We start from the raw sequence: 21,205 nt of genomic DNA on the forward strand, positions 1-21,205 counted from the left end.
ACTACCATTTGCCTATTCTTTCCGATGGTATTTTTCCTTGCTTTCCTTTATAATGGGTGTATGGACAAGAAAAAATTATTATTAATTGATGGATCTTCTGTTGCTTTTCGAGCTTTTTTTGCGCTCTATCAGCAGTTGGATCGTTTTAAAAATGCTAATGGCCTTCATACCAATGCAATCTATGGCTTTCAACTCATGCTGAATCATGTCTTAGAACGGGTTGAGCCCAGTCATGTTTTGGTAGCCTTTGATGCAGGCAAGACGACTTTCCGAACAGAGATGTATGCAGACTACAAGGGTGGCCGTGCTAAAACTCCAGATGAGTTTCGTGAGCAATTTCCCTTCATTCGTGAGTTGTTAGACCACCTTGGGATTCGCCATTATGAACTGCCCCAGTATGAAGCCGATGATATCATCGGAACTCTAGGTCGCTTGGCTGAGAAGGATTCCTTCGATGTGACTATTGTTAGCGGAGATAAGGATTTGATCCAGTTGACGGATGAGCATACGGTGGTCGAGATTTCTAAGAAAGGTGTGGCTGAGTTTGAGGCCTTTACACCAGATTACCTCATGGAAAAGATGGGCCTCACACCAGCTCAGTTCATTGATCTTAAGGCTCTTATGGGGGATAAGTCTGATAATATCCCTGGTGTTACTAAGATTGGTGAAAAGACGGGTATCAAACTCTTGCTGGAACATGGTTCGCTTGAGGGTATTTATGAAAATATCGATGGGATGAAGGCTTCTAAGATGAAGGAAAATCTCGTCAACGATAAAGAACAAGCCTTTTTATCTAAAACACTAGCGACCATTGATACTCAGGTACCGATTGAGATTGGCCTTGATGATTTGGTCTATAATGGCCCAGATGTGGAAAAACTCGGGAAATTCTACGATGAGATGGGCTTCAAACAGCTCAAACAAGCTCTAAATGTTTCGTCGAAGGATGTGCCTGAAAGTTTGGATTTCGCCATCGTTGACCACGTCAGTCAAGACATGCTGAGCGCAGACTCTATCTTCCACTTTGAACTCTTTGGTGAGAACTACCATACAGATGACTTGGTTGGTTTTGCCTGGTCCTGCGGAGATAAACTTTACACTACAGATAAACTTGAGCTCTTGCAGGAGCCGATTCTCAAGGATTTTCTAGAAAAAACACCTCTGAAAGTGTATGACTTTAAGAAAGCGAAGGTTCTTTTAAATCGCTTGGGCTTGAATCTCCAGGCACCTGCTTTTGACAGTCGTTTGGCCAAATACCTCCTCTCAACAGTCGAGAACAATGAAATTTCAACCATTGCGAGTCTCTACGGCCAGACTTATCTGGCTGATGATGAGACTTTCTACGGTAAGGGTGTCAAGAAAGCCATCCCTGAGAGAGAGAAATTCTTGGAGCACTTGGCTCGCAAGGTTGCTGTATTGGTTGAGACTGAGCCGGTTTTACTTGAAAAACTCAGTGAACATGGGCAATTAGACCTTCTCTATGACATGGAGCAACCTCTGGCTTTTGTCCTTGCCAAGATGGAAATTGCTGGGATCAAGGTCAAAAAAGAAACCCTACTTGAGATGCAGGCTGAAAATGAGGTCGTCATTGAGCAACTCACTCAAGAGATTTATGAACTAGCTGGTGAGGAGTTTAATATCAACTCGCCTAAGCAGTTGGGCGTCCTTCTCTTTGAAAAACTAGGTCTTCCTCTAGAGTACACCAAGAAAACCAAGACAGGTTACTCGACAGCTGTGGATGTGCTAGAGCGTCTAGCTCCTATTGCTCCGATTGTTAAAAAAATTCTAGACTACCGTCAGATTGCTAAGATTCAATCTACCTATGTGATTGGTTTGCAAGACTGGATTTTGGATGATGGCAAGATCCACACGCGCTATGTGCAAGATTTGACTCAGACCGGACGTCTGTCTAGTGTAGATCCAAACTTGCAAAATATTCCTATTCGTTTGGAACAAGGCCGCCTCATTCGTAAGGCTTTTGTACCTGAGTGGGAGGATAGCGTGCTGCTCAGCTCGGACTATTCACAGATTGAGTTGCGCGTTTTGGCCCATATTTCTAAGGATGAGCACTTAATCAAAGCCTTCCAAGAGGGAGCTGATATCCATACCTCGACGGCCATGCGGGTCTTTGGAATTGAACGTCCTGAGGATGTGACTCCAAACGACCGTCGTAATGCCAAGGCGGTTAACTTCGGAGTGGTTTACGGGATTTCAGACTTTGGCTTGTCTAATAATCTGGGCATCAGCCGTAAGGAAGCAAAAACCTACATTGACACTTACTTTGAACGCTTCCCAGGTATTAAAAACTACATGGATGAGGTGGTGCGTGAGGCGCGTGATAAGGGCTATGTAGAGACCCTCTTCAAGCGTCGTCGTGAGTTGCCGGATATCAATTCGCGCAACTTCAACATTCGTGGTTTTGCAGAGCGTACAGCCATCAACTCTCCTATCCAGGGCTCAGCAGCAGATATTCTTAAGATTGCTATGATTCAGCTAGATAAGGCTCTAGTTGAAGGTGGTTATCAGACCAAGATGCTGTTGCAAGTGCATGATGAAATCGTCCTTGAGGTTCCAAAATCAGAACTAGCAGCCGTTAAAGCTCTAGTGAAACAAACCATGGAAGAAGCCATCCAACTCAGTGTTCCACTTATCGCAGATGAAAATGAAGGGGCAACATGGTACGAGGCTAAATAAGAAAGTTATGAAAGAGTTTGAAACATTTGCCTTCAAGCTCTTTTTCATGATTTTCTGTAAGCAGTTTCCTTGACTTTTCCTTGTATTTGCGTTACTATATTTCCATATAAGATATGGGAGTCTGTGTACAGTCTGAGAGGAAGTGTTAAACTTCGACCGCACCTGATCTGGGTAATGCCAGCGTAGGGAACGATACTTAGCCGAATTCTGCACCTTTTCCATATATGGAAGGGGTTTTCTTTTTGTCAAAGGGAAACCTGAGAAAAGGAGGTTTTTATGAAAGCAAGCATTGCCTTGCAAGTCTTGCCCCTATCACAGGGGATTAATCGAATTGCTATTATCGATCAGGTGATTGCTTATCTGCAAGCTCAGTCCGTGACCATGGTAGTGACACCCTTTGAAACGGTCTTGGAAGGGGAGTTTGATGAGCTCATGCGTATTCTCAAAGAAGCGTTGGAAGTGACAGGGCGGGAAGCAGATAATGTCTTTGCCAATGTCAAAATAAATATAGGAGAGATTCTAAGTATTGATGAGAAACTTGAAAAGTATACTGAGACGTCACATTAGTCTATTTGGTTTTCTAGGAGTCTTGTCAATCTGGCAGTTAGCGGGAATATTCAAACTTTTACCCAAGTTTATCCTGCCAACCCCTTTTGAAATTCTCCAGGCCTTTGTTCGAGATAGAGAATTTCTCTGGCACCATAGCTGGGCGACCTTGAGAGTGGCTTTGCTAGGTCTAGTCTTGGGAGTCTTGATTGCCTGTATCATGGCGGTGCTTATGGACAGTCTGACTTGGCTCAATGATCTTATCTACCCTATGATGGTGGTTGTTCAGACCATTCCGACCATTGCCATAGCCCCTATCCTGGTCTTGTGGCTAGGCTATGGAATTTTGCCCAAGATTGTCTTGATTATCTTGACGACAACCTTCCCTATCATCGTCAGTATTTTGGATGGATTTAGGCATTGTGACAAGGATATGCTGACCTTATTTAGTCTGATGCGAGCCAAGCCTTGGCAAATCCTGTGGCATTTTAAAATCCCGGTTAGCCTGCCTTACTTTTATGCAGGTCTGAGGGTTAGTGTCTCCTACGCCTTTATCACAACAGTGGTATCTGAGTGGTTGGGAGGCTTTGAAGGACTAGGTGTCTATATGATTCAGTCTAAAAAACTGTTTCAGTATGATACCATGTTTGCCATTATTATTCTGGTGTCGATTATCAGCCTTCTCGGTATGAAGTTGGTCGATATTAGTGAAAAATATGTGATTAAATGGAAACGTCCCTAAGATAAGGATGTTTTAGAAAAAGAAAAGAGGAAATGAAAATGATGAAAACATGGAAAGTGTTTTTAACGCTTGTGACAGCTCTTGTAGCTGTCGTGCTGGTGGCTTGTGGTCAAGGGACTGCTTCTAAGGACAACAAAGAAGCAGAACTCAAGAAGATTGACTTTATCCTAGACTGGACGCCAAATACTAACCACACAGGGCTTTATGTTGCCAAGGAAAAAGGTTATTTCAAAGAAGCTGGAGTGGATGTTGACTTGAAATTGCCACCAGAAGAAAGCTCATCTGACTTGGTGATCAATGGCAAGGCGCCGTTTGCTATCTATTTCCAAGACTACATGGCTAAGAAATTGGAAAAAGGTGCAGGAATCACTGCTGTTGCAGCTATCGTTGAGCACAATACATCAGGAATCATTTCTCGTAAATCTGACAATGTCAGCAGTCCAAAGGACTTAGTTGGGAAGAAATACGGAACCTGGAATGACCCAACGGAGCTTGCTATGTTGAAAACCTTGGTAGAATCACAAGGCGGAGACTTTGAGAAGGTCGAAAAAGTACCAAACAACGACTCAAACTCTATCACACCAATTGCCAATGGCGTCTTTGACACTGCTTGGATCTACTACGGTTGGGATGGTATCCTTGCCAAATCGCAAGGTGTAGATGCTAACTTCATGTACTTGAAAGACTATGTCAAGGAGTTTGACTACTACTCACCCGTTATCATCGCAAACAACGACTATCTAAAAGACAACAAGGAAGAAGCTCGTAAAGTCATCCAAGCCATCAAAAAAGGCTACCAATATGCCATGGAGCATCCAGAAGAAGCTGCAGATATCCTCATCAAGAATGCACCTGAACTCAAGGAAAAACGTGACTTTGTTATCGAATCTCAAAAATACTTGTCAAAAGAATATGCAAATGACAAGGAAAAATGGGGACAATTTGACGCTGAACGTTGGAATGCCTTCTACAAATGGGATAAAGAAAATGGTATCCTTAAAGAAGACTTGACAGACAAAGGCTTCACCAATGAATTTGTGAAATAATGACAGAAATAAGACTAGAACACGTCAGCTATGCCTATGGCGATGAAAAGATTTTAGAGGATATCAACCTGCAGGTGATTTCAGGTGAAGTAGTTTCTATCCTAGGTCCAAGTGGTGTTGGAAAGACCACTCTCTTTAATCTAATCGCTGGGATTTTAGAAGTCCAGTTTGGGCGAATTGTCCTTGACGGCGAGGAAAATCCTAAGGGGCGCGTGAGTTATATGCTGCAAAAGGATCTCCTCTTGGAGCACAAAACGGTGCTTGGCAATATCATTCTGCCACTCTTGATTCAAAAGGTGGATAAGGCAGAGGCTATTGCCCGAGCAGATGAAATCCTTGTGACCTTCCAGTTGACAGCTGTACGGGACAAGTATCCTCACGAACTCAGCGGAGGGATGCGCCAGCGTGTAGCCTTGCTCCGGACCTATCTTTTTGGGCACAAGCTCTTTCTTTTGGATGAGGCCTTTAGTGCTTTGGATGAGATGACCAAGATGGAACTTCATGCCTGGTATCTGGAAATTCACAAGCAGTTGCAACTGACGACCCTCATCATAACGCATAGTATCGAAGAGGCCCTCAATCTCAGCGACCGCATCTATATCTTGGAAAATCGGCCTGGGCAGATTGTCTCAGAAATTAAACTAGATTGGTCTGAAGATGAGGACAAGGAAGTCCAAAAGATTGCCTACAAACGACAAATATTAGCAGAATTAGGCTTAAATAAGTAGAAAAATAGGGAGTTAGTGAAGATTATTCTTTACCAGCGCCCTTTTTCTTTTAAAAATAAAAAAATTTCGGTATAATAGTCAATTATACCGAAATCATTCTATAATCGTTGATACATAAGGGTTTTATGTATCGCTTTTTTAATTTTGTGGACTTTTTTAAGAACTTTTTATTTTTTCGAGGGCAGTTTCAAAGAATGAGACTGCTCTTTTTTGGTTCTCTTTTGATAAATGGCTATAAGTGTCCATAGTTACAGATATTTTTGCATGGCCAAGCCGTGTCTGTATTTCCTTGTATGGCAGGCCAGCATTAAGCAAGATACTAGCGTGAGTGTGTCGGAAAGCATGAAAGCCTAAATCAGTACAGTTAGCGCTTTTTAAGTGCTTATGTAGGCGATAATCAACCTTTCGAGTATTGACATAGTTGTCAAAGCTATCAGAGAATACTTTCTCATAGGTTAAGCCAATGTTTCTACCGTTTTCTGCTTGTCTTGCTCGGTAGAGACGAAGCATGAGCACTGTTTTATGATCGATATCTAGAACTCTATAGCTTGATTTTGTCTTAGGAGTGTTTACCTGGTTTAAAATGTTGAGTGTTTTGTTAATATCGATCGTTCCGTTCTGCAGGTCAATATCAGACCATTCCAGGGCCAGACATTCACGGATGCGCAGTCCAGTAGCTAGGAGCGTCTTATAAAGCACGGTATCATAAAAATTGATAAAGGTATTTTCTAGGCTATCGAGATAGGAGAGGAAGTTTTTAAGTTCCTGATCTTGAAAGTATTTAATTTCTTGTTTATCTCTGGTTATCTTTCTAGGAATGACAATATCACGAGCAGGGTTATTGTCTAATGCCTGGATAGAAACTCCGTACTGTAGAATACGTTTATTTAAGGCATGAAGGTGATTGTATTCTTTATATCCCGTTCTGTCCTGATTGTACTCATCCGCCCATTTATTTACCTGGGTTTGGATAATAACAGGGGTAAGTTTATCTAGTTTGTAAGTACCAAATGAGGGTAAGAGGTAGTTATTTAAGCAGCCTTTTATCTTTATCTGCGTATTAGTCTTTATGGTATGCTGGTAGGTTTGCCAAAACAAGTCCACAAGTTCGCTATAGGTTGTTATATGTGAGCGTTGTTTCCGTGTCGAGCCGTTTTTCTCAAATTCTACCTTAGCCTGGTTGGCCTTGTTTCTGAGTTCTTTCTTTGTTCGTGCTGATATGGTAGTCTTAACCTTCTTACCAGTTACAGAATCAATGCCAAGATAGATACTAGAGCGGTAGACTGCTGATCCGTCTTTTTTCGTGTGTTGTGTAATTTTCATGGTTTTAACTCCTTTTTCATCAGCAGGCAAGCAATTAGAAAAGGTTTTGAGTTTATACCATGCGAGGAGCTACGAGAACCCCTCTATTTTCGATTTTAAGCAGTCGGACGGTAAATTGTACCAGAATAGAAAACAAGGCGAATATGGGGAGTTTTTTATTTTAAGTTATGTTTACTAGAATATAAAAAGAAAAGTAGCCGTATCAAATACGGCTACTATCACGTTATGGATCTAAAATCCAAATGTAAACTTTATGGAGCTAAACTCCTAATAACTGTATTGTAATATAATTATTAAAAAATGTCAAGAGATTAGAAAAGGTATAATTCTTTTAACTTTTCGTTAATTTTGTCCAATGTGTTATCAGATACTTTCATTTTTCCGATTGGATCTAATCTATTTTTCTTTAAAATTCTATCTTTGCTGATTGTTTGAAGGTTATTACACTTGGCATAAGAACGCTTAATGTATTTTTTGTAGTATTGAGTTAATTCAATAACGTCATTTATTTCTGATTGTGTCCGTTTAAGGTTATCATCGTCTATTATCTTAGGTTGAATTATTTCGTTTGAAAATTGTTCTGTATAAGCTTGGTAGACATCCGATAAGGCAGCTTCAGTAATTGCATTATTGGAATCTAAATATTTTAGGTAGGCAAATAATTCTTTGTGTAATTTTTCAATATATTCATCAAGCAAAATAGAAGGATATTCCGCAATGACTTCGTCTATGAGTACAGTATCTATTTGATTTTTAGATGTTAGAGGAATTACTGTAAGTGTTTTTTTATAGGGACTATCTACTTTGTCTAAGACAATAGCCCAATGATTATTTGATAATTCTCCGCCTATATTTACACCGAACTCTACAAATACCAGAGAACCACGACTGAATTTCCAATATTTTCTTTTTTGAGTCTTGGCTTCAAATAAGAATTGTTCAGATTGTCTTTTAACTGCTGGTGCAAGAAATCTGTATTTAGAAGATGTATGCTTTGCTTTACCAAGTTTATAGAGTTTTTCAACTTCTATGTAGTTTTGTTTGGTTTGTTCAAAATATGGATTTTCTTTGTTCATTTTAATTCTCTCTATATATGCCCACGATTTCGCCGATGGTTTAGAAGATATTAGTCATCTCTATTTGTCAATTTTGCCGTTTTTTGCGCTTTAGTCTGTAAAATTGGCTTTCTATTTTTCACTTTCCCTTGTTTTTGCACAATAGACCTTAGAAATATGGGCACTATTGGCGAATATGGGCACTATTGGCGAATATGGGGGATTTTTATAGAATCTTCTCAAAAACCATTGTAGCTTGGATACGGTCGCCACCGCCTAATCCTTTGCTTCCACCATTGGCGGTTGTGATGGTATGCAGGCGATAACCTTTTGAAGCTTGTTTATTGATAACATCTTCTAATTCTGTAAGGTTTCCTGATCCAGTACCGAAAAACTTTTCTTTTAAAGTTACCTGAAGGACAACATAGTGTAGTCCATTTACTCCAGATGCGGTAGAAAAACTACCTTCTTGTTTTACAGTGTCAAAAAATCCCATGGGGTTTACTCCTTATCAGTATTTTCAAATAATATTACTTGTCATTATTTTTTTAAAATGATACTGCATCTTTCTTTGCGAATTTTTTTGCAATAGTTCTAAGCAGTTCTCTTTCATCATCGGTGCAGAAAAAGTAGTTAAGCATCAATTCTAGAGCGAATGGATCAAGATGCTTTCTTAATTTTTCATAGTCATAAAAATCTAAATCGGTTTTTGACAATTGCATATAGTCAAATTCTTGCCATGAACGATACTCTCTTGGTGTTGGGATGTAACCATCAAATGGGTCTTTTTTACTATTTGAGTAATTTAGCAAGTAGGCAACACTTACTCCAAAGAAATCAGCTAATTGTTTTGCTTTTTCTGGTTTGATTTGGCTTTCTTCATTTTCCCAATTTTGAAGAGTTCGATAATGAACTCCGATATTTTCAGCTAATTCCTTTTGGGATAGCTTTTTCTCTTGTCTTAATTCTTTTAATCTATTCATGTTTTTCACGCCTTTCATAGATGATTATAAACTATTTTTTCAAAAAGTACATTTTTTTTGTGTAAATTTAAAAAAAATAGTTGGCATCAGAAAAATAATTGTGCATTATACAATCAAGCACAGGAAAAATGTGCATAATCCAACTTTTCACACTTTCAATCTATTCATGGAGGGAGATTTTCTAAGAAAGGAGGGAACCTATGAGTAAATTAAAAGGCTATCGGGTTATGTTAGGGTTTACACAGCAACAGATGGCGGACAAGTTAGGTATTTCTTTGCAGTCTTATAACAACAAAGAATTAGGAAAAACACCATTCAATGACAAAGAACGCCTAGCGATTAAGTCAATGGTTGCAGAAATCAAATCAGACATAACCATAGATGAACTATTTTATAGTTAGAAAGGAGCAACACAATCGTAATACTATCTTACATTTATAAATTTCTCATGTGGTGCTTTAGCACGGGGGATTGATTTATCAGACTAGCTAATTTTTGCTAGATTCAGGTGCTTGCTACCTATGGCAGTATCAAGGGTTTGTAGGGGTTTATTCTCTCCTAAATTTTCCCTACCTCAATGATTTACTTTGGTACTGTTTTAGGTGGCAAGCATTGACAAAAATAAGAAAGGAGCTAACCAATGGAATTGGTTTATATGGACGGCAAGAAAGAGCCGTATACACTGAGTAGTATCGTTGCAGACTGCGCTGAAATTAAGCACAGACATTTGAAGATTTTGCTGAATAAGCACCGAGAGGACTTTGAAAGCTTCGGAAAGGTGCAATTTAAAATTTCACCTTCAAAGAGTGGGCAAAATGTACGGGACTATATTTTGAATGAGCAACAAGCAACCTTGCTGATCACTTACTTACGAAATACAGAACCCGTAAAAGAGTTTAAGAAAAACCTAGTCAAAGCCTTCTTTGAAATGCGTGATGAACTTTCTAAACGCTATCTTCAAAGGGAACTGGAAAAGCCGAAGCGCAAGACCTTAACCGAAGCTATCAAATCATGGGAGAAAGCGCCCAAGCATGCCTATAGTACACTTACAAACTTACTGCTAAAGGGAGCGACTGGGAAAAACAAATCCCAACTCATGCAAGAGCGAGAAAGTGGAAACGGTATTGACAGTTTAACAAGCGCGGAACTGACAAACTATCAGCGCTTGGAAGATATGGTAATAGCGATGATCAACTTGAATATGAGATATTCAGAAATTAAAGAACTAATTTTTAAAGCATAGGAGTATAGAAAATGGAAAATGATTTTAAGACAGTTACAAATGCCAAGGGGTTAGAAATTCCTAAGTATCCCAAGGATTTTAAAAAGCTAGTTGAGAAAGACAGACAACTAGCTGAATATCTTTGTATGAACTACGAGAACTTGGACAGTGAAGACCTGGGCGCATTTCTTGAAACGGTGGAGCAAGGAATCAGTTGGATTCTAGATCTTATCGAAAGTAAAGACTTGCTTTATAAACCAAAGTCAGGTAGTAATCATGCAAAAAGAAAATAAAAAAATCACTTGCTCAAATTTTGGTCAAGGCGAGCAAGCGACACAATTCAGAGTATAGAAATTTTTTCTATGCTTTGATTATAGCAAAAAATATCTAAAGAAAAACCGAAGAGCAGGCAAGCAATTAGAAAAGGTTTTGAAATCAAGCGCTGACAGGGTGATTCTAAGGCCTTGTTTAGCTGAAAGATGGGTAATTACTCATGAAACACCGCTACAAGCGTTCGCCAACTTGGGGCCACTGCCCAGCGTTTGGAGTGGTGAAGCATACCATATAGAAAACAGGCAAGAAAAAGGACAAGGAAAGGCTAATGGAGAAAAATATGACTCTAGACCTAGATAACATGACACGATCAGAATTTGACAAGCTAATGACTAAAATCAAGGATAAACATCCGAACCTCTTTCAGTTCATCATTGACTTTTTAGATGATAAAGTAACTTCTGAAGAGGTGTACGACTTTCTGAAGATGAAGCGAAGCTATCAAGTAAATTATATCAAGAATTACAAAGCGAGGACATAGCATGAATGAACTAGATTTAAGCAATACACAGGCGCTTATTTTTACCGTGATATTGATTGGCTTTCTCATGTATTTAAACCACCGAGACCACAAAAAAAGCGCCCAAATCGAGCGAGAAAGTACACAGACGATAGAGACAACTATCGAGGATTTAAGCCCTGATTATGGGCGATATATTCAGCTTGCAGGGCTTAAGCCATGGGGGTACTAAGATGTTTGAAAAAATGATTGAAGATTTAAAGTCTAAGATTTTGGAAGCAGTGGAACGGTATTTAAAAAGCCATGAGAAAGTACCTCAAAAAAGATTAGATTTGATCAGTAAGGTGGAACTAAAGGAAGAACTGGGCATAGGAGATAAAACCTTGATAAAATGGGAAGGTGCAGGACTACCGCAGTATATACCGCCTATTGAAGATACTAGAAAAGCGTATTATAAAATCTCAGACGTTTTAAAGTTTTTGGGGGTAGATGATGGCAAAGACTAAAATATATTTTTGGTTAAAAGTTGATAAGAAGTTTTTTGATAATCTTTTTATTAAACGACTTAAAAATATGCCTGGTGGCTACACTATGACAGTGATTTATATCCGTCTTATGTTGGAAAGTTTAGAAGATGATTGTATTTTGTACTATGAGGGGTATTTTGATAATTTGGTACAGGAGCTAGCCTTAAAATTGGATGTGTCCGAGGATGATATAAATATGACAGTTGCATATTTTACAAAATGCGGACTGATTCAGATAGACGATGATGGCCATGCTACATTATCGCAAGCAAAAGCCATGGTTGAGAGTGAAACAAACTGGGCGAAATATAAGCGAGACCAAAGAAAAAATAGTCAAGATATACCAAAATTGGAGAATGTCCAAAATAAAAAGACTATTTCCAACTCATGTCCAACAGATATAGAGATAGATAAAGAGTCAGATAAAGAGTCAGATAAAGAGTTATATAAAGAATATATATTGTCAGGTAAACCTGACTTTACTTTCCCAAATTGGTTAACTCCGAGAATGATTGAGGAAATAACTAAAGGACATCCTGAGAAGTATTTAATAAGAATCCCTCTAGCTTATCTGAATCATACAGTTGGGAAAAATTATAAATATTTGGACAAAAACTTGAAGCCGATAATGGCACGATTCAAAGAAGGCTATACACTTGAAGATTTTAAACAGGTGATAGATATTAAAACGGCAGAATGGAAGGATAGTCCTGAGTTTTCTAAATATCTGAGACCAGAAACACTTTTCGGATCTAAGTTTGACGGTTATTTGAATCAAAAGCCTAAAACCATAAAAGGGAAGTCCGAAGACAACTTTCCAGATCTACCATTTTAGGAGTTGCAAAGATGAAGGAACAATTTAAAGAATTTAATAACAGAAAAATATCGGATAAAGTTTGCGATATTCACCAGGTCAATTATTGGGAAATTTCTGTACCGGTATTAGGGGGTTCAGAAAGAAAACTACAATCATTTTGCCCGGAGTGTGTGAAGGAAGATATTAAACAACAAGAGAAAGAACTATTACAGCAGTTCGAGGACAGACAAGCCTACTTTAAAACTTATGATGTCTTAATGCGTGATAGCACGATTCCTAACGAGTTGAAAGGAGCGACATTTGATAATTTCTTTGTTAAGACGACAGAGGAGCGTCAGATGTTAGAGTTTGTAAAAGGTCAAGCTCAGAAGTACCTTGCAGGTATGACAGGAAATACTTTAATCAGTGGTAGCACAGGAATAGGAAAAAGTCATTTATCGCTTGCCCTGGCCAAAGAAATCAATGAGAGCTTCAGAGAGAAGAACGAGCCTAAGAGTGTCTTATTTGTCAGCTTAACCGAGATTATCAAGCAGATAAAAGAAGGATGGGCTTATGGAAGAAATGCAAATTTAACAGAGTATGAGGCAGTTAAAAAGCTTGTTGATGTTGATTTTCTAATCATTGATGACCTAGGGGCAAAAAATGGGACGGTAACCCCTAAGAGCGATTGGGAACAGGATTTCTTGTTTGATATTATCAATAATCGAGAAACTACGATTTTTAATACAAACTTGGACAGTAGCGAACTGCGAACGGTTTACAATGCTAGAAACTCAAGTAGGATTTTGAAAGGTTTAGAAGGGAACACTTTCAAGGCTTTCACGATCAAAGATAAGAGATACACTATAAACACAGTGAGGGGAGAATATCAATGAATGATGATAAAATGCGATTTGCAACAGAAAAAGGCTTTGTTGTCTACGAAAAATGTGGTATAATAGAGATAGAAAAAGTTCCAAGTTTTGGAGAAATTACTTTATTCTACTCAGATGGGAAATTTACTCATCTAGTCAAAAAAGAAACTAAAAAATAAGTCTATTGAGAACAACTCAGGGACATACCGTAAGCATTTAATGCTAGTGGTATGTCCCTTTTTGTTTGCATAGAAAGGGGGTGAGGGTGATGTCAGGAGATACTTCTTTAGGGTATGTAGTAGCCAACAAGTTTTCTATGGATCCAGATAAAAGACAGAAAATCTTTTCTCAGTGTAAAAAAGAAGATGATAGCTTAGAACAACGGAAACAAGAAATACTAGAAAAATATGCTAACAAACAAGACAAATCAAAATCTAGAAAAAATGATTCTAAAGGCTCGGAGAGTTCTAAAAGAAAAGCTAAAAGCAAAGAATTTTAGAAAAAATTATAAACAAAAATCAGATATTAAAAGATGAAGGAGCAAAAAAATGACAAATAACTTAGCTAAACAAAAAGAAAATCTAGAAGCTTATATCCGAAGTACGGGTTATAACACTAGAGGGATGACCGTAGAAAATAATCATGTACTCATTGAAAAACCAATCCTTGATAGTTACGAAAATGAACATCAACGTAAAGAACTGGTTGATCTAGTAAATGTTATTGAGACTCGTACCCGTGGTGGGAAGTATGAAGTAACTGACTTTGAATATGATTCATTACAAGAAGTTAGCGAAAATTCGGTTGAGAGAACAGAAGCAGATAAAAAGAAAACTATCAGCGTTGATTACTTAGTTAAATTATTCAGTGGAAAACTTGATTTTTCACAGGAACAATTAGACGATGGTCAATATAATTTAACGGATTTTCTTGGTAAAAAGATTATTAAATTAAAACGTAGAACACGAAATAGAGAGATTGGGAAAATTCTCCAAACTGCGAAAGTGCAGACTGCTACAAGTATGGACGACTTGAAATCTATTGTTTCTTTAATCAATCCAGAGCGCAATGTATCTATGGTTGTTAGTCAATCACTATTTAGTGTCTTAGAAAAAATGAAAGACACTTCAGGAAATTATCTTCTTAAAGTTGATAAAGAGACAGGGACAAGTGAAACATTCTTTGTAGATAACTTTTTAATTGTAGATGATACAACATTAGGGAATAAAGGTGACAAAAAAGGCTTTATCGGAGATCTAGAAAACTTTGTTACTTTGTTTGATCGCAAGAAAGATACACTTAGTTGGGTGAATGCGAATGACTATTTTGGAAAACGGTTGATTTTACATACCCGATTTGATGTAAAAAAAGTTGAAGAAGATTGTGGTTACTTTATTCAATGGAACTAGGAGAAAGCAATGGATATTAATCAAGTATTTGAAACACTGGATGATCTAGATAATAAAAAAAGTAAGATTAATTCAGCACGAGAACAGTTAAGCGAAAAAAGAAAAAGCCTTTTAGGCAATCAAGCAGTTTCATTTGAGAACATAGATTCTTTTTTGTCAAATAACTTAGAATCTTTAGAGCAGCTGGAAAAGATGGAAAAAGCTATTAATGGCCTTCAGGAAAAATATAATAGTGATTTTTCAGAAGCTAAAGCAGTCATCTTTGAATACATTTTTAAAGAAACTAAGCAACGGATGGAAACTAAGAAGATCTATAAACAATACCGAAAGAAACTTAGACGAATTCTGGACGCATATGATGAAATTCAAGAACTAAAGAAGGATGTAGAAGAAATCCATACAGGTGTAGTCAGGGAAATAAGTCAGAGACATTCTCTATCGCTGTATCGAACAGAAGTAAGTCCGCTTACTGTCCTACCATTCTTAAACCCTGATATTAGCGGGTGGATGGATTTTTCTAAGGAATATCGGGACATCAAAGTGTATTTAGAAAAATAGGGAACAAATTAAGTAAGGCTAGTGATATATGGCTGAAACAGAAGAGATATCGCTAGTCCTACTTTTATGCTTTACTAAGTTTCACATAACAAAGTAAGCATAAACTGAAAAGAAGTAATAGCTTGAAAGCAAGGTATATCAGGGGTTTACAGAATGGAGTGAGTTTCACAGAATGTAAGATATGAGAAACTGAGGGGATAAATTAAAGAAATTTCCCTTGAACTTGTCATACTGAAGAGTTGTCAAACTTAAAACAATGATACCTAGTAAGTGGAGTGTTGGAAGGCTTTTAGCACTTTTTGTCAGTTTGACAGAATTTACAATTTGACAAATTGAAAGATAAAAAAATTTTTAAATTTAAGTGGAGGTACTTGCCTATGTACGAGTTGAGTAACAGAGACCTGGACGGGATAGATATTGAGTTAGGACGATATAGAACGCTTGCTAATAAAATTTATTTGAGAAGACAGGAACTGATACATAATAAGAAACATAGCACTGAAGATTATACTGGTGGGAAAGGCAAGACAGTATCTAGTCCTACTGAAGCGACAATCATTAGAATTGAAGAAGACCAAACACTAAGATATTTAGAAGGCTTCAAACTAGTTGTAGATACCTTGATGGAAAACTTAATTGAAAGTGATCTAGTCATTTTTAAAATGAGATATTTAGAAGCTGGTGCGACTTGGGAAGACGTGGCAGAGAAACTAAATAAAACTACTCGTTATATAAATAGTCGAAGAAAAGTAATCGCTAAAAGATTTATAGAACTGAAAGGATATTGACACTCCCCCCCACTTTGTAAAGCATTTTCGTTGATTTTAGGTACCGGGAGCGGTAACTTTTTCCAAGTCGGAGATGTTCAGAGAAAAAGGGGGTAAAAACTTAACAAATCAGAATAAAATCCTAGTTTTTTAATAAAACGTTTAAAATACAAATTGACTTTCAGTAAACACTATTTTAGTTGTAAAAAAAATCTAATCGAATATGAATTATAAAGATGATGTCATAGATAAGATTATATCTTTAGCTGAAGAAGGACTAGCAGTATTAGATTTAATCAATAATCTAAGCGACTATAAGGAGTGGCTAGCCACAACTAAACTTTAGGTTTTTTATGAAGATTTAACGATTATTTGTAAAGACTTAAGGTTATCAAAAACTCAGCTATACAAAGTTAGAAAAAAGCTTTAGAGAGTTTAGAGGCTATTTCTTAAAGTACCCTAGTCACAAAACTAAGTTTTATAAAACTTTAGGTACTGTTGGGAGGTGTCAACTATACAAATTTTTATTGATATTATTTATACAATCCCATCTCTCCTTGTTTATTAAAGCATGCAGTTTCTGATACTAATGGTAAATACAATTAAATTTTTTGTGTATTTAAGGTTATATTTAGTGAAATTATGGTAGAATAGACATATGGGAGAGCATTTTGTTTGATGTGAAAGCTCCTAATCAACTTAAAGGAGGAGAGAGGAAATGGATGAAAAATTACAAGCTACTATAAAGTATCTGATTGATTCTAGAGTTAGTGATATGACTCCTAAGAAATTACAAAAAATGTTATATTATTGTTATGTTTGGCATTTAGTTTTAACAGCTGAAGACGATAGCGATGATGAACTTTTGAATTCAAAGCTATTTAATGCCGATTTCGAAGCGTGGGTTCATGGTCCAGTTATTCCTGAAGTTTACGAAAAATATAAAAAGAATAAATACTCTGAGATAACAGATAGTGAGCTTGATATTGAAGTTGGTGATTTTCTAAACGCCGACGAGATAGATTCCATTGATCAGGTGAATGAGGCTTATGGAGAGTTAAACGGGAACCAATTAGAACAACTTTCTCACTCAGAATTGCCTTGGATAACTGCAAGAGGAGAATGCAAGCCTTTAGATATTTGTAATAATAAAATTGAAGATAAAGTGATATATAATTTTTATATTTCTAGATTAGAATGATACAATTATGCCTAAGAAAAAAAACGCCCTGTACCTAAAGCACAACAAGCTAAAAAACAAGTACCGGATGCTCAAGCTACCCAAGATCAAAACAAAAATCGAGTATATTTCACCTTTCTATATTCAAATTGGCTAAAATCATATAAGCACAAAGAATTTACGACATTTTTAAAAGATGAGTCGATGTATAGTATTCAAATCACATATCTATTTTCCTATTTAATTCCAAAAATATCGGAATATTGGCGCAGTGAAAATACTACTCCTGAATTTAAGCATTGTCATGAGGTTAAAGAAAAAGATAAATCTTACTCAGTATATATAAAAGCGATTAATAGTTTACATCCTGAAATTGATACGGAGTCCTTGCGAATATGGCAATTTGGTTTCAAAGGTAATCCTATGAGAATAATTTGCCACAAAGAAAAAGGAAATAACTTTATCCCGTTGTTAATAGATCAACACCATCTAGGAAGCGTAGATAAACATTATAACGAAGCAGACTTTGGTGCATATAATTTTTGTCCTGTTTCAGCCTATGAATAATAATATTTAAAGTGACTACATTTGTTAGTTGCTTTTTTTGAATAATTTAGATTTTAAGCTAGAAAATAAAGAGGCACTAGATTAATTGATGTCAACTTGGAAGTATGACGATCTAGCGCAAATGTACGAAATGGAAATGCTATGGAAGATATGCTATAATATTACCAGGTAATAAAAAAAGCACGTCTGACCGTGCTAGTTTCTTGCCTGCTGAACTCGTCAATATTACGCCCTTTTTAGGGCTCTTTTTTGTGGACTTTTTTAGGAACTTTCAAGAAAAACCAAGGCGTCCTAATGCCTTAGTGTTTTTAAAGAAAGTCAGTATTTTCAAGGGTTGAGCTCTAAAAATTTGACTTATAGAGTGTTAAATGATAGTATAGTCAAAGATAGTCAAGGTTCAAAGAAGGAGTTTGATTTACTATGAGATTTAAAAATACATCAGATCATATCGAAGCCTATATCAAGGCGATTTTAGACCAGTCTGGTATCGTGGAATTGCAGCGGAGCCAGTTGGCAGATACCTTTCAGGTTGTACCGAGTCAGATCAACTATGTCATCAAGACCCGCTTTACGGAGAGTAGAGGTTACTTGGTTGAGAGCAAGCGTGGTGGTGGAGGCTACATTCGCATAGGGCGGATTGAATTTTCCAGTCATCATGAGATGCTCCGCGATTTGCTTTACTCGATTGGTGAGCGAGTTAGTCAGGAGATTTATGAGGATATTCTCCAGCTTTTGGTGGAGCAGGACTTGATGACCAAGCAGGAGATGACCTTGCTGGCATCAGTGGCAACGGATCGTGTCCTAGGGGAAGAATCTTCAGTTGTCCGTGCCAATATGCTCCGACAGCTATTACAAGAGGTAGATAGAAAAGAGAAGTAAGATGAACTATTCAAAAGCATTGAATGAATGTATCGAAAGTGCCTACATGGTTGCGAGCCATTTTGGAGCTCGTTATCTAGAGTCTTGGCATTTATTGATTGCCATGTCCAATCACAGTTATAGTGTGGCAGGTGCAACTCTAAATGATTATCCATACGAGATGGACCGTCTAGAAGAGGTTGCGTTGGAACTGACTGAAACGGACTATAGCCAAGACGAAACCTTTACAGAATTACCCTTTTCCCATCGTTTGGAAGTTCTCTTTGCAGAAGCAGAGTATGTGGCCTCAGTGGTCCATGCAAAGGTACTAGGGACAGAGCATGTCCTCTATGCGATTTTGCATGATGGTAATGCCTTGGCAACTCGTATCTTGGAGAGAGCAGGCTTCTCTTATGAAGACCAGAAAGATCAGGTCAGAATTGCTGCTCTTCGTCGCAATTTAGAGGAACGTGCTGGCTGGACTAGAGAAGATCTCAAGGCTTTGCGTCAACGTCATCGCACAGTAACTGACAAGCAAAATTCCATGGCCAATATGATGGGCATGCCTCAAGCTCAAAGTGGTGGTCTAGAGGATTACACGCATGACCTGACGGAGCAAGCGCGCTCTGGCAAGTTAGAACCAGTTATCGGTCGTGACAAGGAAATCTCGCGTATGATTCAGATTTTGAGTCGGAAGACCAAGAACAATCCTGTATTGGTTGGAGATGCGGGTGTCGGGAAAACAGCTTTAGCACTTGGACTTGCTCAGCGTATTGCTAGTGGGAATGTACCAGCTGAAATGGCTAAGATGCGTGTTCTAGAGCTTGATTTGATGAATGTCGTTGCGGGAACACGTTTCCGTGGAGATTTTGAAGAGCGCATGAACAATATTATCAAGGACATCGAGGAAGATGGCAAAGTGATCCTCTTTATCGATGAACTCCACACCATCATGGGTTCTGGTAGCGGTATTGACTCGACTCTGGATGCAGCCAATATCTTGAAGCCAGCCTTAGCTCGCGGAACTCTGAGAACAGTTGGTGCAACCACTCAGGAAGAATACCAGAAACACATCGAAAAAGATGCAGCTCTTTCTCGTCGTTTCGCTAAAGTAACGATTGAAGAGCCAAGTCTAGCTGACAGTATGACTATTTTGCAAGGTTTGAAAGCTACCTATGAGAAACACCATCGTGTGCAAATCACAGATGAAGCCGTTGAAACAGCTGTCAAGATGGCGCATCGTTACTTGACCAGTCGTCACTTACCAGACTCTGCTATCGACCTTTTGGATGAAGCGGCAGCAACAGTGCAAAACAAATCCAAGCATGTGAAAGCAGACGAATCCGACTTGACTCCAGCTGACAAGGCTTTGATGGATGGCAAGTGGAAACAAGCTGCTCAGTTAATCGCAAAAGAGCAGGAAGTCCCTGTCTATAAAGACTTGGTAACAGAATCCGATATTTTGACTACCTTGAGTCGCTTGTCAGGGATTCCAGTCCAAAAACTGACTCAGACTGATGCTAAGAAATACCTGAACTTGGAAGCGGAGTTGCACAAACGTGTCATCGGCCAAGATCAAGCTGTTTCAAGCATTAGTCGTGCCATTCGTCGCAATCAGTCAGGTATTCGTAGTCACAAGCGTCCGATTGGTTCCTTTATGTTCCTAGGGCCGACAGGAGTCGGTAAGACCGAATTGGCAAAGGCTCTGGCAGAAGTCCTCTTTGATGACGAATCAGCCCTTATCCGCTTTGACATGAGTGAGTATATGGAGAAATTCGCAGCTAGCCGTCTCAATGGAGCTCCTCCGGGCTATGTAGGCTACGAAGAAGGTGGGGAGTTGACCGAGAAGGTTCGCAACAAACCTTACTCTGTGCTCCTCTTTGACGAGGTAGAAAAGGCCCACCCAGATATCTTTAATGTCCTCTTGCAGGTTCTGGACGATGGTGTCTTGACAGATAGCAAGGGACGCAAGGTGGACTTTTCAAATACCATTATCATCATGACGTCAAACCTTGGCGCGACGGCTCTTCGTGATGACAAGACTGTTGGCTTTGGCGCGAAAGACATTCGTTTTGATCAGGAAAATATGGAAAAACGAATCTTTGAAGAGTTGAAAAAAGCTTATCGACCAGAGTTTATCAACCGTATTGATGAAAAGGTGGTCTTCCACAGCTTGGATAGCGAACACATGCAGGAAATTGTCAAGATTATGGTGAAACCATTGATTGCTAGCCTAGCAGAGAAAGGCATCAACTTGAAACTGCAAGCTTCAGCGTTGAAGTTACTAGCAAGCCAAGGATATGATCCGGAAATGGGAGCTCGCCCACTTCGCAGAACCCTGCAAACAGAAGTGGAAGACAAGCTAGCAGAACTCCTTCTCAAGGGAGAACTGGTAGCAGGCAAAACTCTCAAAATCGGTGTCAAAGCTGGCCAACTAAAATTTGATATTGCTTAAAAATGGAGAATCAGGAGCAATCCTGATTCTTTTTTGCTACTTTTTTATAAAAAATGATAAAAAACTATTGACAAAACAAAA

26 protein-coding genes are annotated in these 21,205 nt (G+C 38.3%); 22 read left to right on the plus strand and 4 right to left on the minus strand.

Features of this window, described 5'->3' with window-relative positions:
* Positions 1 to 60: 60 nt before the first annotated feature.
* From polA to B7721_RS01485, 5 genes are all read left to right on the plus strand, one after another.
* Positions 61 to 2,694 carry a DNA polymerase I gene (polA, locus tag B7721_RS01465; RefSeq protein ID WP_084877519.1) on the plus strand — a complete coding sequence of 878 codons (2,634 nt, stop codon included), beginning with the start codon at positions 61 to 63 and terminating at the stop codon, positions 2,692 to 2,694.
* Between the two features lie 276 nt (positions 2,695 to 2,970).
* Positions 2,971 to 3,261 (plus strand): thiamine-binding protein, encoded by a 291-nt coding sequence (locus tag B7721_RS01470; protein WP_084877167.1) that lies wholly within the window; start codon positions 2,971 to 2,973, stop codon positions 3,259 to 3,261.
* Positions 3,224 to 3,982: an ABC transporter permease gene (locus tag B7721_RS01475; RefSeq protein ID WP_162281762.1), complete on the plus strand. Its 759-nt coding sequence runs from the start codon at positions 3,224 to 3,226 to the stop codon at positions 3,980 to 3,982. The genes B7721_RS01470 and B7721_RS01475 overlap by 38 nt, the downstream gene beginning before the upstream one ends.
* Before the next feature lie 38 nt (positions 3,983 to 4,020).
* Positions 4,021 to 5,028 carry an ABC transporter substrate-binding protein gene (locus B7721_RS01480; RefSeq protein ID WP_084877168.1) on the plus strand — a complete coding sequence of 336 codons (1,008 nt, stop codon included), beginning with the start codon at positions 4,021 to 4,023 and terminating at the stop codon, positions 5,026 to 5,028.
* The gene (locus B7721_RS01485) at positions 5,028 to 5,756 is read left to right on the plus strand and encodes an ABC transporter ATP-binding protein (protein ID WP_084877170.1); all 729 of its coding nucleotides are present in this window, start codon (positions 5,028 to 5,030) and stop codon (positions 5,754 to 5,756) included. The genes B7721_RS01480 and B7721_RS01485 overlap by 1 nt, the downstream gene beginning before the upstream one ends.
* 156 nt (positions 5,757 to 5,912) lie before the next feature.
* Here the strand turns inward: B7721_RS01485 and B7721_RS01490 are convergent, their stop codons facing one another.
* From B7721_RS01490 to B7721_RS10265, 4 genes are all read right to left on the minus strand, one after another.
* Positions 5,913 to 7,079, minus strand: coding sequence for a tyrosine-type recombinase/integrase (locus B7721_RS01490; RefSeq protein ID WP_084877171.1), 1,167 nt, complete (start codon positions 7,077 to 7,079; stop codon positions 5,913 to 5,915).
* Between the two features lie 311 nt (positions 7,080 to 7,390).
* Entirely contained in the window at positions 7,391 to 8,155 is a 765-nt protein-coding gene (locus B7721_RS01500; protein ID WP_042900397.1) for a type II toxin-antitoxin system PemK/MazF family toxin, read from the minus strand.
* A 205-nt stretch (positions 8,156 to 8,360) separates the two neighbouring features.
* The gene (locus B7721_RS01505) at positions 8,361 to 8,630 is read right to left on the minus strand and encodes a DUF4177 domain-containing protein (protein ID WP_000505375.1); all 270 of its coding nucleotides are present in this window, start codon (positions 8,628 to 8,630) and stop codon (positions 8,361 to 8,363) included.
* Between the two features lie 52 nt (positions 8,631 to 8,682).
* Positions 8,683 to 9,117, minus strand: coding sequence for a helix-turn-helix domain-containing protein (locus tag B7721_RS10265; protein ID WP_239823792.1), 435 nt, complete (start codon positions 9,115 to 9,117; stop codon positions 8,683 to 8,685).
* Between the two features lie 200 nt (positions 9,118 to 9,317).
* On the opposite strand from B7721_RS10265, the gene B7721_RS01515 reads away from it, so the two are divergent.
* The 17 genes from B7721_RS01515 to B7721_RS01595 all read left to right on the plus strand — a co-directional run bounded on the left by B7721_RS01515 (position 9,318) and on the right by B7721_RS01595 (position 21,124).
* The gene (locus B7721_RS01515; protein WP_084877174.1) at positions 9,318 to 9,518 is read left to right on the plus strand and encodes a helix-turn-helix transcriptional regulator; all 201 of its coding nucleotides are present in this window, start codon (positions 9,318 to 9,320) and stop codon (positions 9,516 to 9,518) included.
* 239 nt (positions 9,519 to 9,757) lie between these two features.
* Positions 9,758 to 10,360, plus strand: coding sequence for a Rha family transcriptional regulator (locus B7721_RS01520; protein WP_084877175.1), 603 nt, complete (start codon positions 9,758 to 9,760; stop codon positions 10,358 to 10,360).
* An 11-nt stretch (positions 10,361 to 10,371) separates the two neighbouring features.
* On the plus strand, positions 10,372 to 10,632 hold the full coding sequence (locus B7721_RS01525; RefSeq protein ID WP_049539448.1) for a hypothetical protein: 261 nt from the start codon (positions 10,372 to 10,374) through the stop codon (positions 10,630 to 10,632).
* Positions 10,633 to 10,952: 320 nt separating this feature from the next.
* Positions 10,953 to 11,153 (plus strand): hypothetical protein, encoded by a 201-nt coding sequence (locus tag B7721_RS01535; protein ID WP_084877177.1) that lies wholly within the window; start codon positions 10,953 to 10,955, stop codon positions 11,151 to 11,153.
* 1 nt (position 11,154) lies between these two features.
* On the plus strand, positions 11,155 to 11,364 hold the full coding sequence (locus B7721_RS01540) for a hypothetical protein (protein WP_084877178.1): 210 nt from the start codon (positions 11,155 to 11,157) through the stop codon (positions 11,362 to 11,364).
* 1 nt (position 11,365) lies between these two features.
* Positions 11,366 to 11,638 (plus strand): hypothetical protein, encoded by a 273-nt coding sequence (locus B7721_RS01545; protein WP_049490554.1) that lies wholly within the window; start codon positions 11,366 to 11,368, stop codon positions 11,636 to 11,638.
* Positions 11,625 to 12,494, plus strand: a complete 870-nt coding sequence (locus B7721_RS01550) for a conserved phage C-terminal domain-containing protein (protein ID WP_084877181.1) — start codon at positions 11,625 to 11,627, stop codon at positions 12,492 to 12,494. The genes B7721_RS01545 and B7721_RS01550 overlap by 14 nt, the downstream gene beginning before the upstream one ends.
* Positions 12,495 to 12,505: 11 nt before the next feature.
* On the plus strand, positions 12,506 to 13,351 hold the full coding sequence (locus B7721_RS01555; RefSeq protein WP_084877183.1) for an ATP-binding protein: 846 nt from the start codon (positions 12,506 to 12,508) through the stop codon (positions 13,349 to 13,351).
* A complete protein-coding gene (locus B7721_RS10175) occupies positions 13,348 to 13,509 on the plus strand; it encodes a hypothetical protein (protein ID WP_162837499.1) in 162 nt (53 codons plus the stop codon). The genes B7721_RS01555 and B7721_RS10175 overlap by 4 nt, the downstream gene beginning before the upstream one ends.
* A gap of 89 nt (positions 13,510 to 13,598) precedes the next feature.
* On the plus strand, positions 13,599 to 13,829 hold the full coding sequence (locus B7721_RS01560) for a hypothetical protein (protein WP_000012236.1): 231 nt from the start codon (positions 13,599 to 13,601) through the stop codon (positions 13,827 to 13,829).
* A 49-nt stretch (positions 13,830 to 13,878) separates the two neighbouring features.
* Entirely contained in the window at positions 13,879 to 14,739 is an 861-nt protein-coding gene (locus tag B7721_RS01565; RefSeq protein ID WP_084877185.1) for a phage major capsid protein, read from the plus strand.
* A 9-nt stretch (positions 14,740 to 14,748) separates the two neighbouring features.
* Positions 14,749 to 15,297 carry a hypothetical protein gene (locus B7721_RS01570; protein WP_084877186.1) on the plus strand — a complete coding sequence of 183 codons (549 nt, stop codon included), beginning with the start codon at positions 14,749 to 14,751 and terminating at the stop codon, positions 15,295 to 15,297.
* A gap of 377 nt (positions 15,298 to 15,674) precedes the next feature.
* Positions 15,675 to 16,085, plus strand: a complete 411-nt coding sequence (locus tag B7721_RS01575) for a DUF722 domain-containing protein (protein WP_076984226.1) — start codon at positions 15,675 to 15,677, stop codon at positions 16,083 to 16,085.
* Positions 16,086 to 16,782: 697 nt separating this feature from the next.
* A complete protein-coding gene (locus B7721_RS01580) occupies positions 16,783 to 17,265 on the plus strand; it encodes a Panacea domain-containing protein (RefSeq protein ID WP_142358571.1) in 483 nt (160 codons plus the stop codon).
* Positions 17,266 to 17,448: 183 nt separating this feature from the next.
* The gene (locus tag B7721_RS01585) at positions 17,449 to 17,811 is read left to right on the plus strand and encodes a hypothetical protein (protein ID WP_084877188.1); all 363 of its coding nucleotides are present in this window, start codon (positions 17,449 to 17,451) and stop codon (positions 17,809 to 17,811) included.
* Positions 17,812 to 18,231: 420 nt separating this feature from the next.
* Positions 18,232 to 18,690: a CtsR family transcriptional regulator gene (locus B7721_RS01590; RefSeq protein WP_001211261.1), complete on the plus strand. Its 459-nt coding sequence runs from the start codon at positions 18,232 to 18,234 to the stop codon at positions 18,688 to 18,690.
* A 1-nt stretch (position 18,691) separates the two neighbouring features.
* Positions 18,692 to 21,124: an ATP-dependent Clp protease ATP-binding subunit gene (locus B7721_RS01595; protein WP_084877189.1), complete on the plus strand. Its 2,433-nt coding sequence runs from the start codon at positions 18,692 to 18,694 to the stop codon at positions 21,122 to 21,124.
* Positions 21,125 to 21,205 lie beyond the last annotated feature (81 nt).

The sequence above is a fragment of the Streptococcus oralis subsp. oralis genome (assembly GCF_002096445.1).
Taxonomy (GTDB): Bacteria; Bacillota; Bacilli; order Lactobacillales; family Streptococcaceae; genus Streptococcus; species Streptococcus oralis_N.

Coding starts and splice junctions, on each gene's coding strand:
- polA (WP_084877519.1), top strand. CDS start 61: ATGGACAAGAAAAAATTATTATTAATTGATGGATCTTCTGTTGCTTTT.
- B7721_RS01470 (WP_084877167.1), top strand. CDS start 2,971: ATGAAAGCAAGCATTGCCTTGCAAGTCTTGCCCCTATCACAGGGGATT.
- B7721_RS01475 (WP_162281762.1), top strand. CDS start 3,224: ATGAGAAACTTGAAAAGTATACTGAGACGTCACATTAGTCTATTTGGT.
- B7721_RS01480 (WP_084877168.1), top strand. CDS start 4,021: ATGATGAAAACATGGAAAGTGTTTTTAACGCTTGTGACAGCTCTTGTA.
- B7721_RS01485 (WP_084877170.1), top strand. CDS start 5,028: ATGACAGAAATAAGACTAGAACACGTCAGCTATGCCTATGGCGATGAA.
- B7721_RS01490 (WP_084877171.1), bottom strand. CDS start 7,079: ATGAAAATTACACAACACACGAAAAAAGACGGATCAGCAGTCTACCGC.
- B7721_RS01500 (WP_042900397.1), bottom strand. CDS start 8,155: ATGAACAAAGAAAATCCATATTTTGAACAAACCAAACAAAACTACATA.
- B7721_RS01505 (WP_000505375.1), bottom strand. CDS start 8,630: ATGGGATTTTTTGACACTGTAAAACAAGAAGGTAGTTTTTCTACCGCA.
- B7721_RS10265 (WP_239823792.1), bottom strand. CDS start 9,117: ATGAATAGATTAAAAGAATTAAGACAAGAGAAAAAGCTATCCCAAAAG.
- B7721_RS01515 (WP_084877174.1), top strand. CDS start 9,318: ATGAGTAAATTAAAAGGCTATCGGGTTATGTTAGGGTTTACACAGCAA.
- B7721_RS01520 (WP_084877175.1), top strand. CDS start 9,758: ATGGAATTGGTTTATATGGACGGCAAGAAAGAGCCGTATACACTGAGT.
- B7721_RS01525 (WP_049539448.1), top strand. CDS start 10,372: ATGGAAAATGATTTTAAGACAGTTACAAATGCCAAGGGGTTAGAAATT.
- B7721_RS01535 (WP_084877177.1), top strand. CDS start 10,953: ATGACTCTAGACCTAGATAACATGACACGATCAGAATTTGACAAGCTA.
- B7721_RS01540 (WP_084877178.1), top strand. CDS start 11,155: ATGAATGAACTAGATTTAAGCAATACACAGGCGCTTATTTTTACCGTG.
- B7721_RS01545 (WP_049490554.1), top strand. CDS start 11,366: ATGTTTGAAAAAATGATTGAAGATTTAAAGTCTAAGATTTTGGAAGCA.
- B7721_RS01550 (WP_084877181.1), top strand. CDS start 11,625: ATGGCAAAGACTAAAATATATTTTTGGTTAAAAGTTGATAAGAAGTTT.
- B7721_RS01555 (WP_084877183.1), top strand. CDS start 12,506: ATGAAGGAACAATTTAAAGAATTTAATAACAGAAAAATATCGGATAAA.
- B7721_RS10175 (WP_162837499.1), top strand. CDS start 13,348: ATGAATGATGATAAAATGCGATTTGCAACAGAAAAAGGCTTTGTTGTC.
- B7721_RS01560 (WP_000012236.1), top strand. CDS start 13,599: ATGTCAGGAGATACTTCTTTAGGGTATGTAGTAGCCAACAAGTTTTCT.
- B7721_RS01565 (WP_084877185.1), top strand. CDS start 13,879: ATGACAAATAACTTAGCTAAACAAAAAGAAAATCTAGAAGCTTATATC.
- B7721_RS01570 (WP_084877186.1), top strand. CDS start 14,749: ATGGATATTAATCAAGTATTTGAAACACTGGATGATCTAGATAATAAA.
- B7721_RS01575 (WP_076984226.1), top strand. CDS start 15,675: ATGTACGAGTTGAGTAACAGAGACCTGGACGGGATAGATATTGAGTTA.
- B7721_RS01580 (WP_142358571.1), top strand. CDS start 16,783: ATGGATGAAAAATTACAAGCTACTATAAAGTATCTGATTGATTCTAGA.
- B7721_RS01585 (WP_084877188.1), top strand. CDS start 17,449: ATGTATAGTATTCAAATCACATATCTATTTTCCTATTTAATTCCAAAA.
- B7721_RS01590 (WP_001211261.1), top strand. CDS start 18,232: ATGAGATTTAAAAATACATCAGATCATATCGAAGCCTATATCAAGGCG.
- B7721_RS01595 (WP_084877189.1), top strand. CDS start 18,692: ATGAACTATTCAAAAGCATTGAATGAATGTATCGAAAGTGCCTACATG.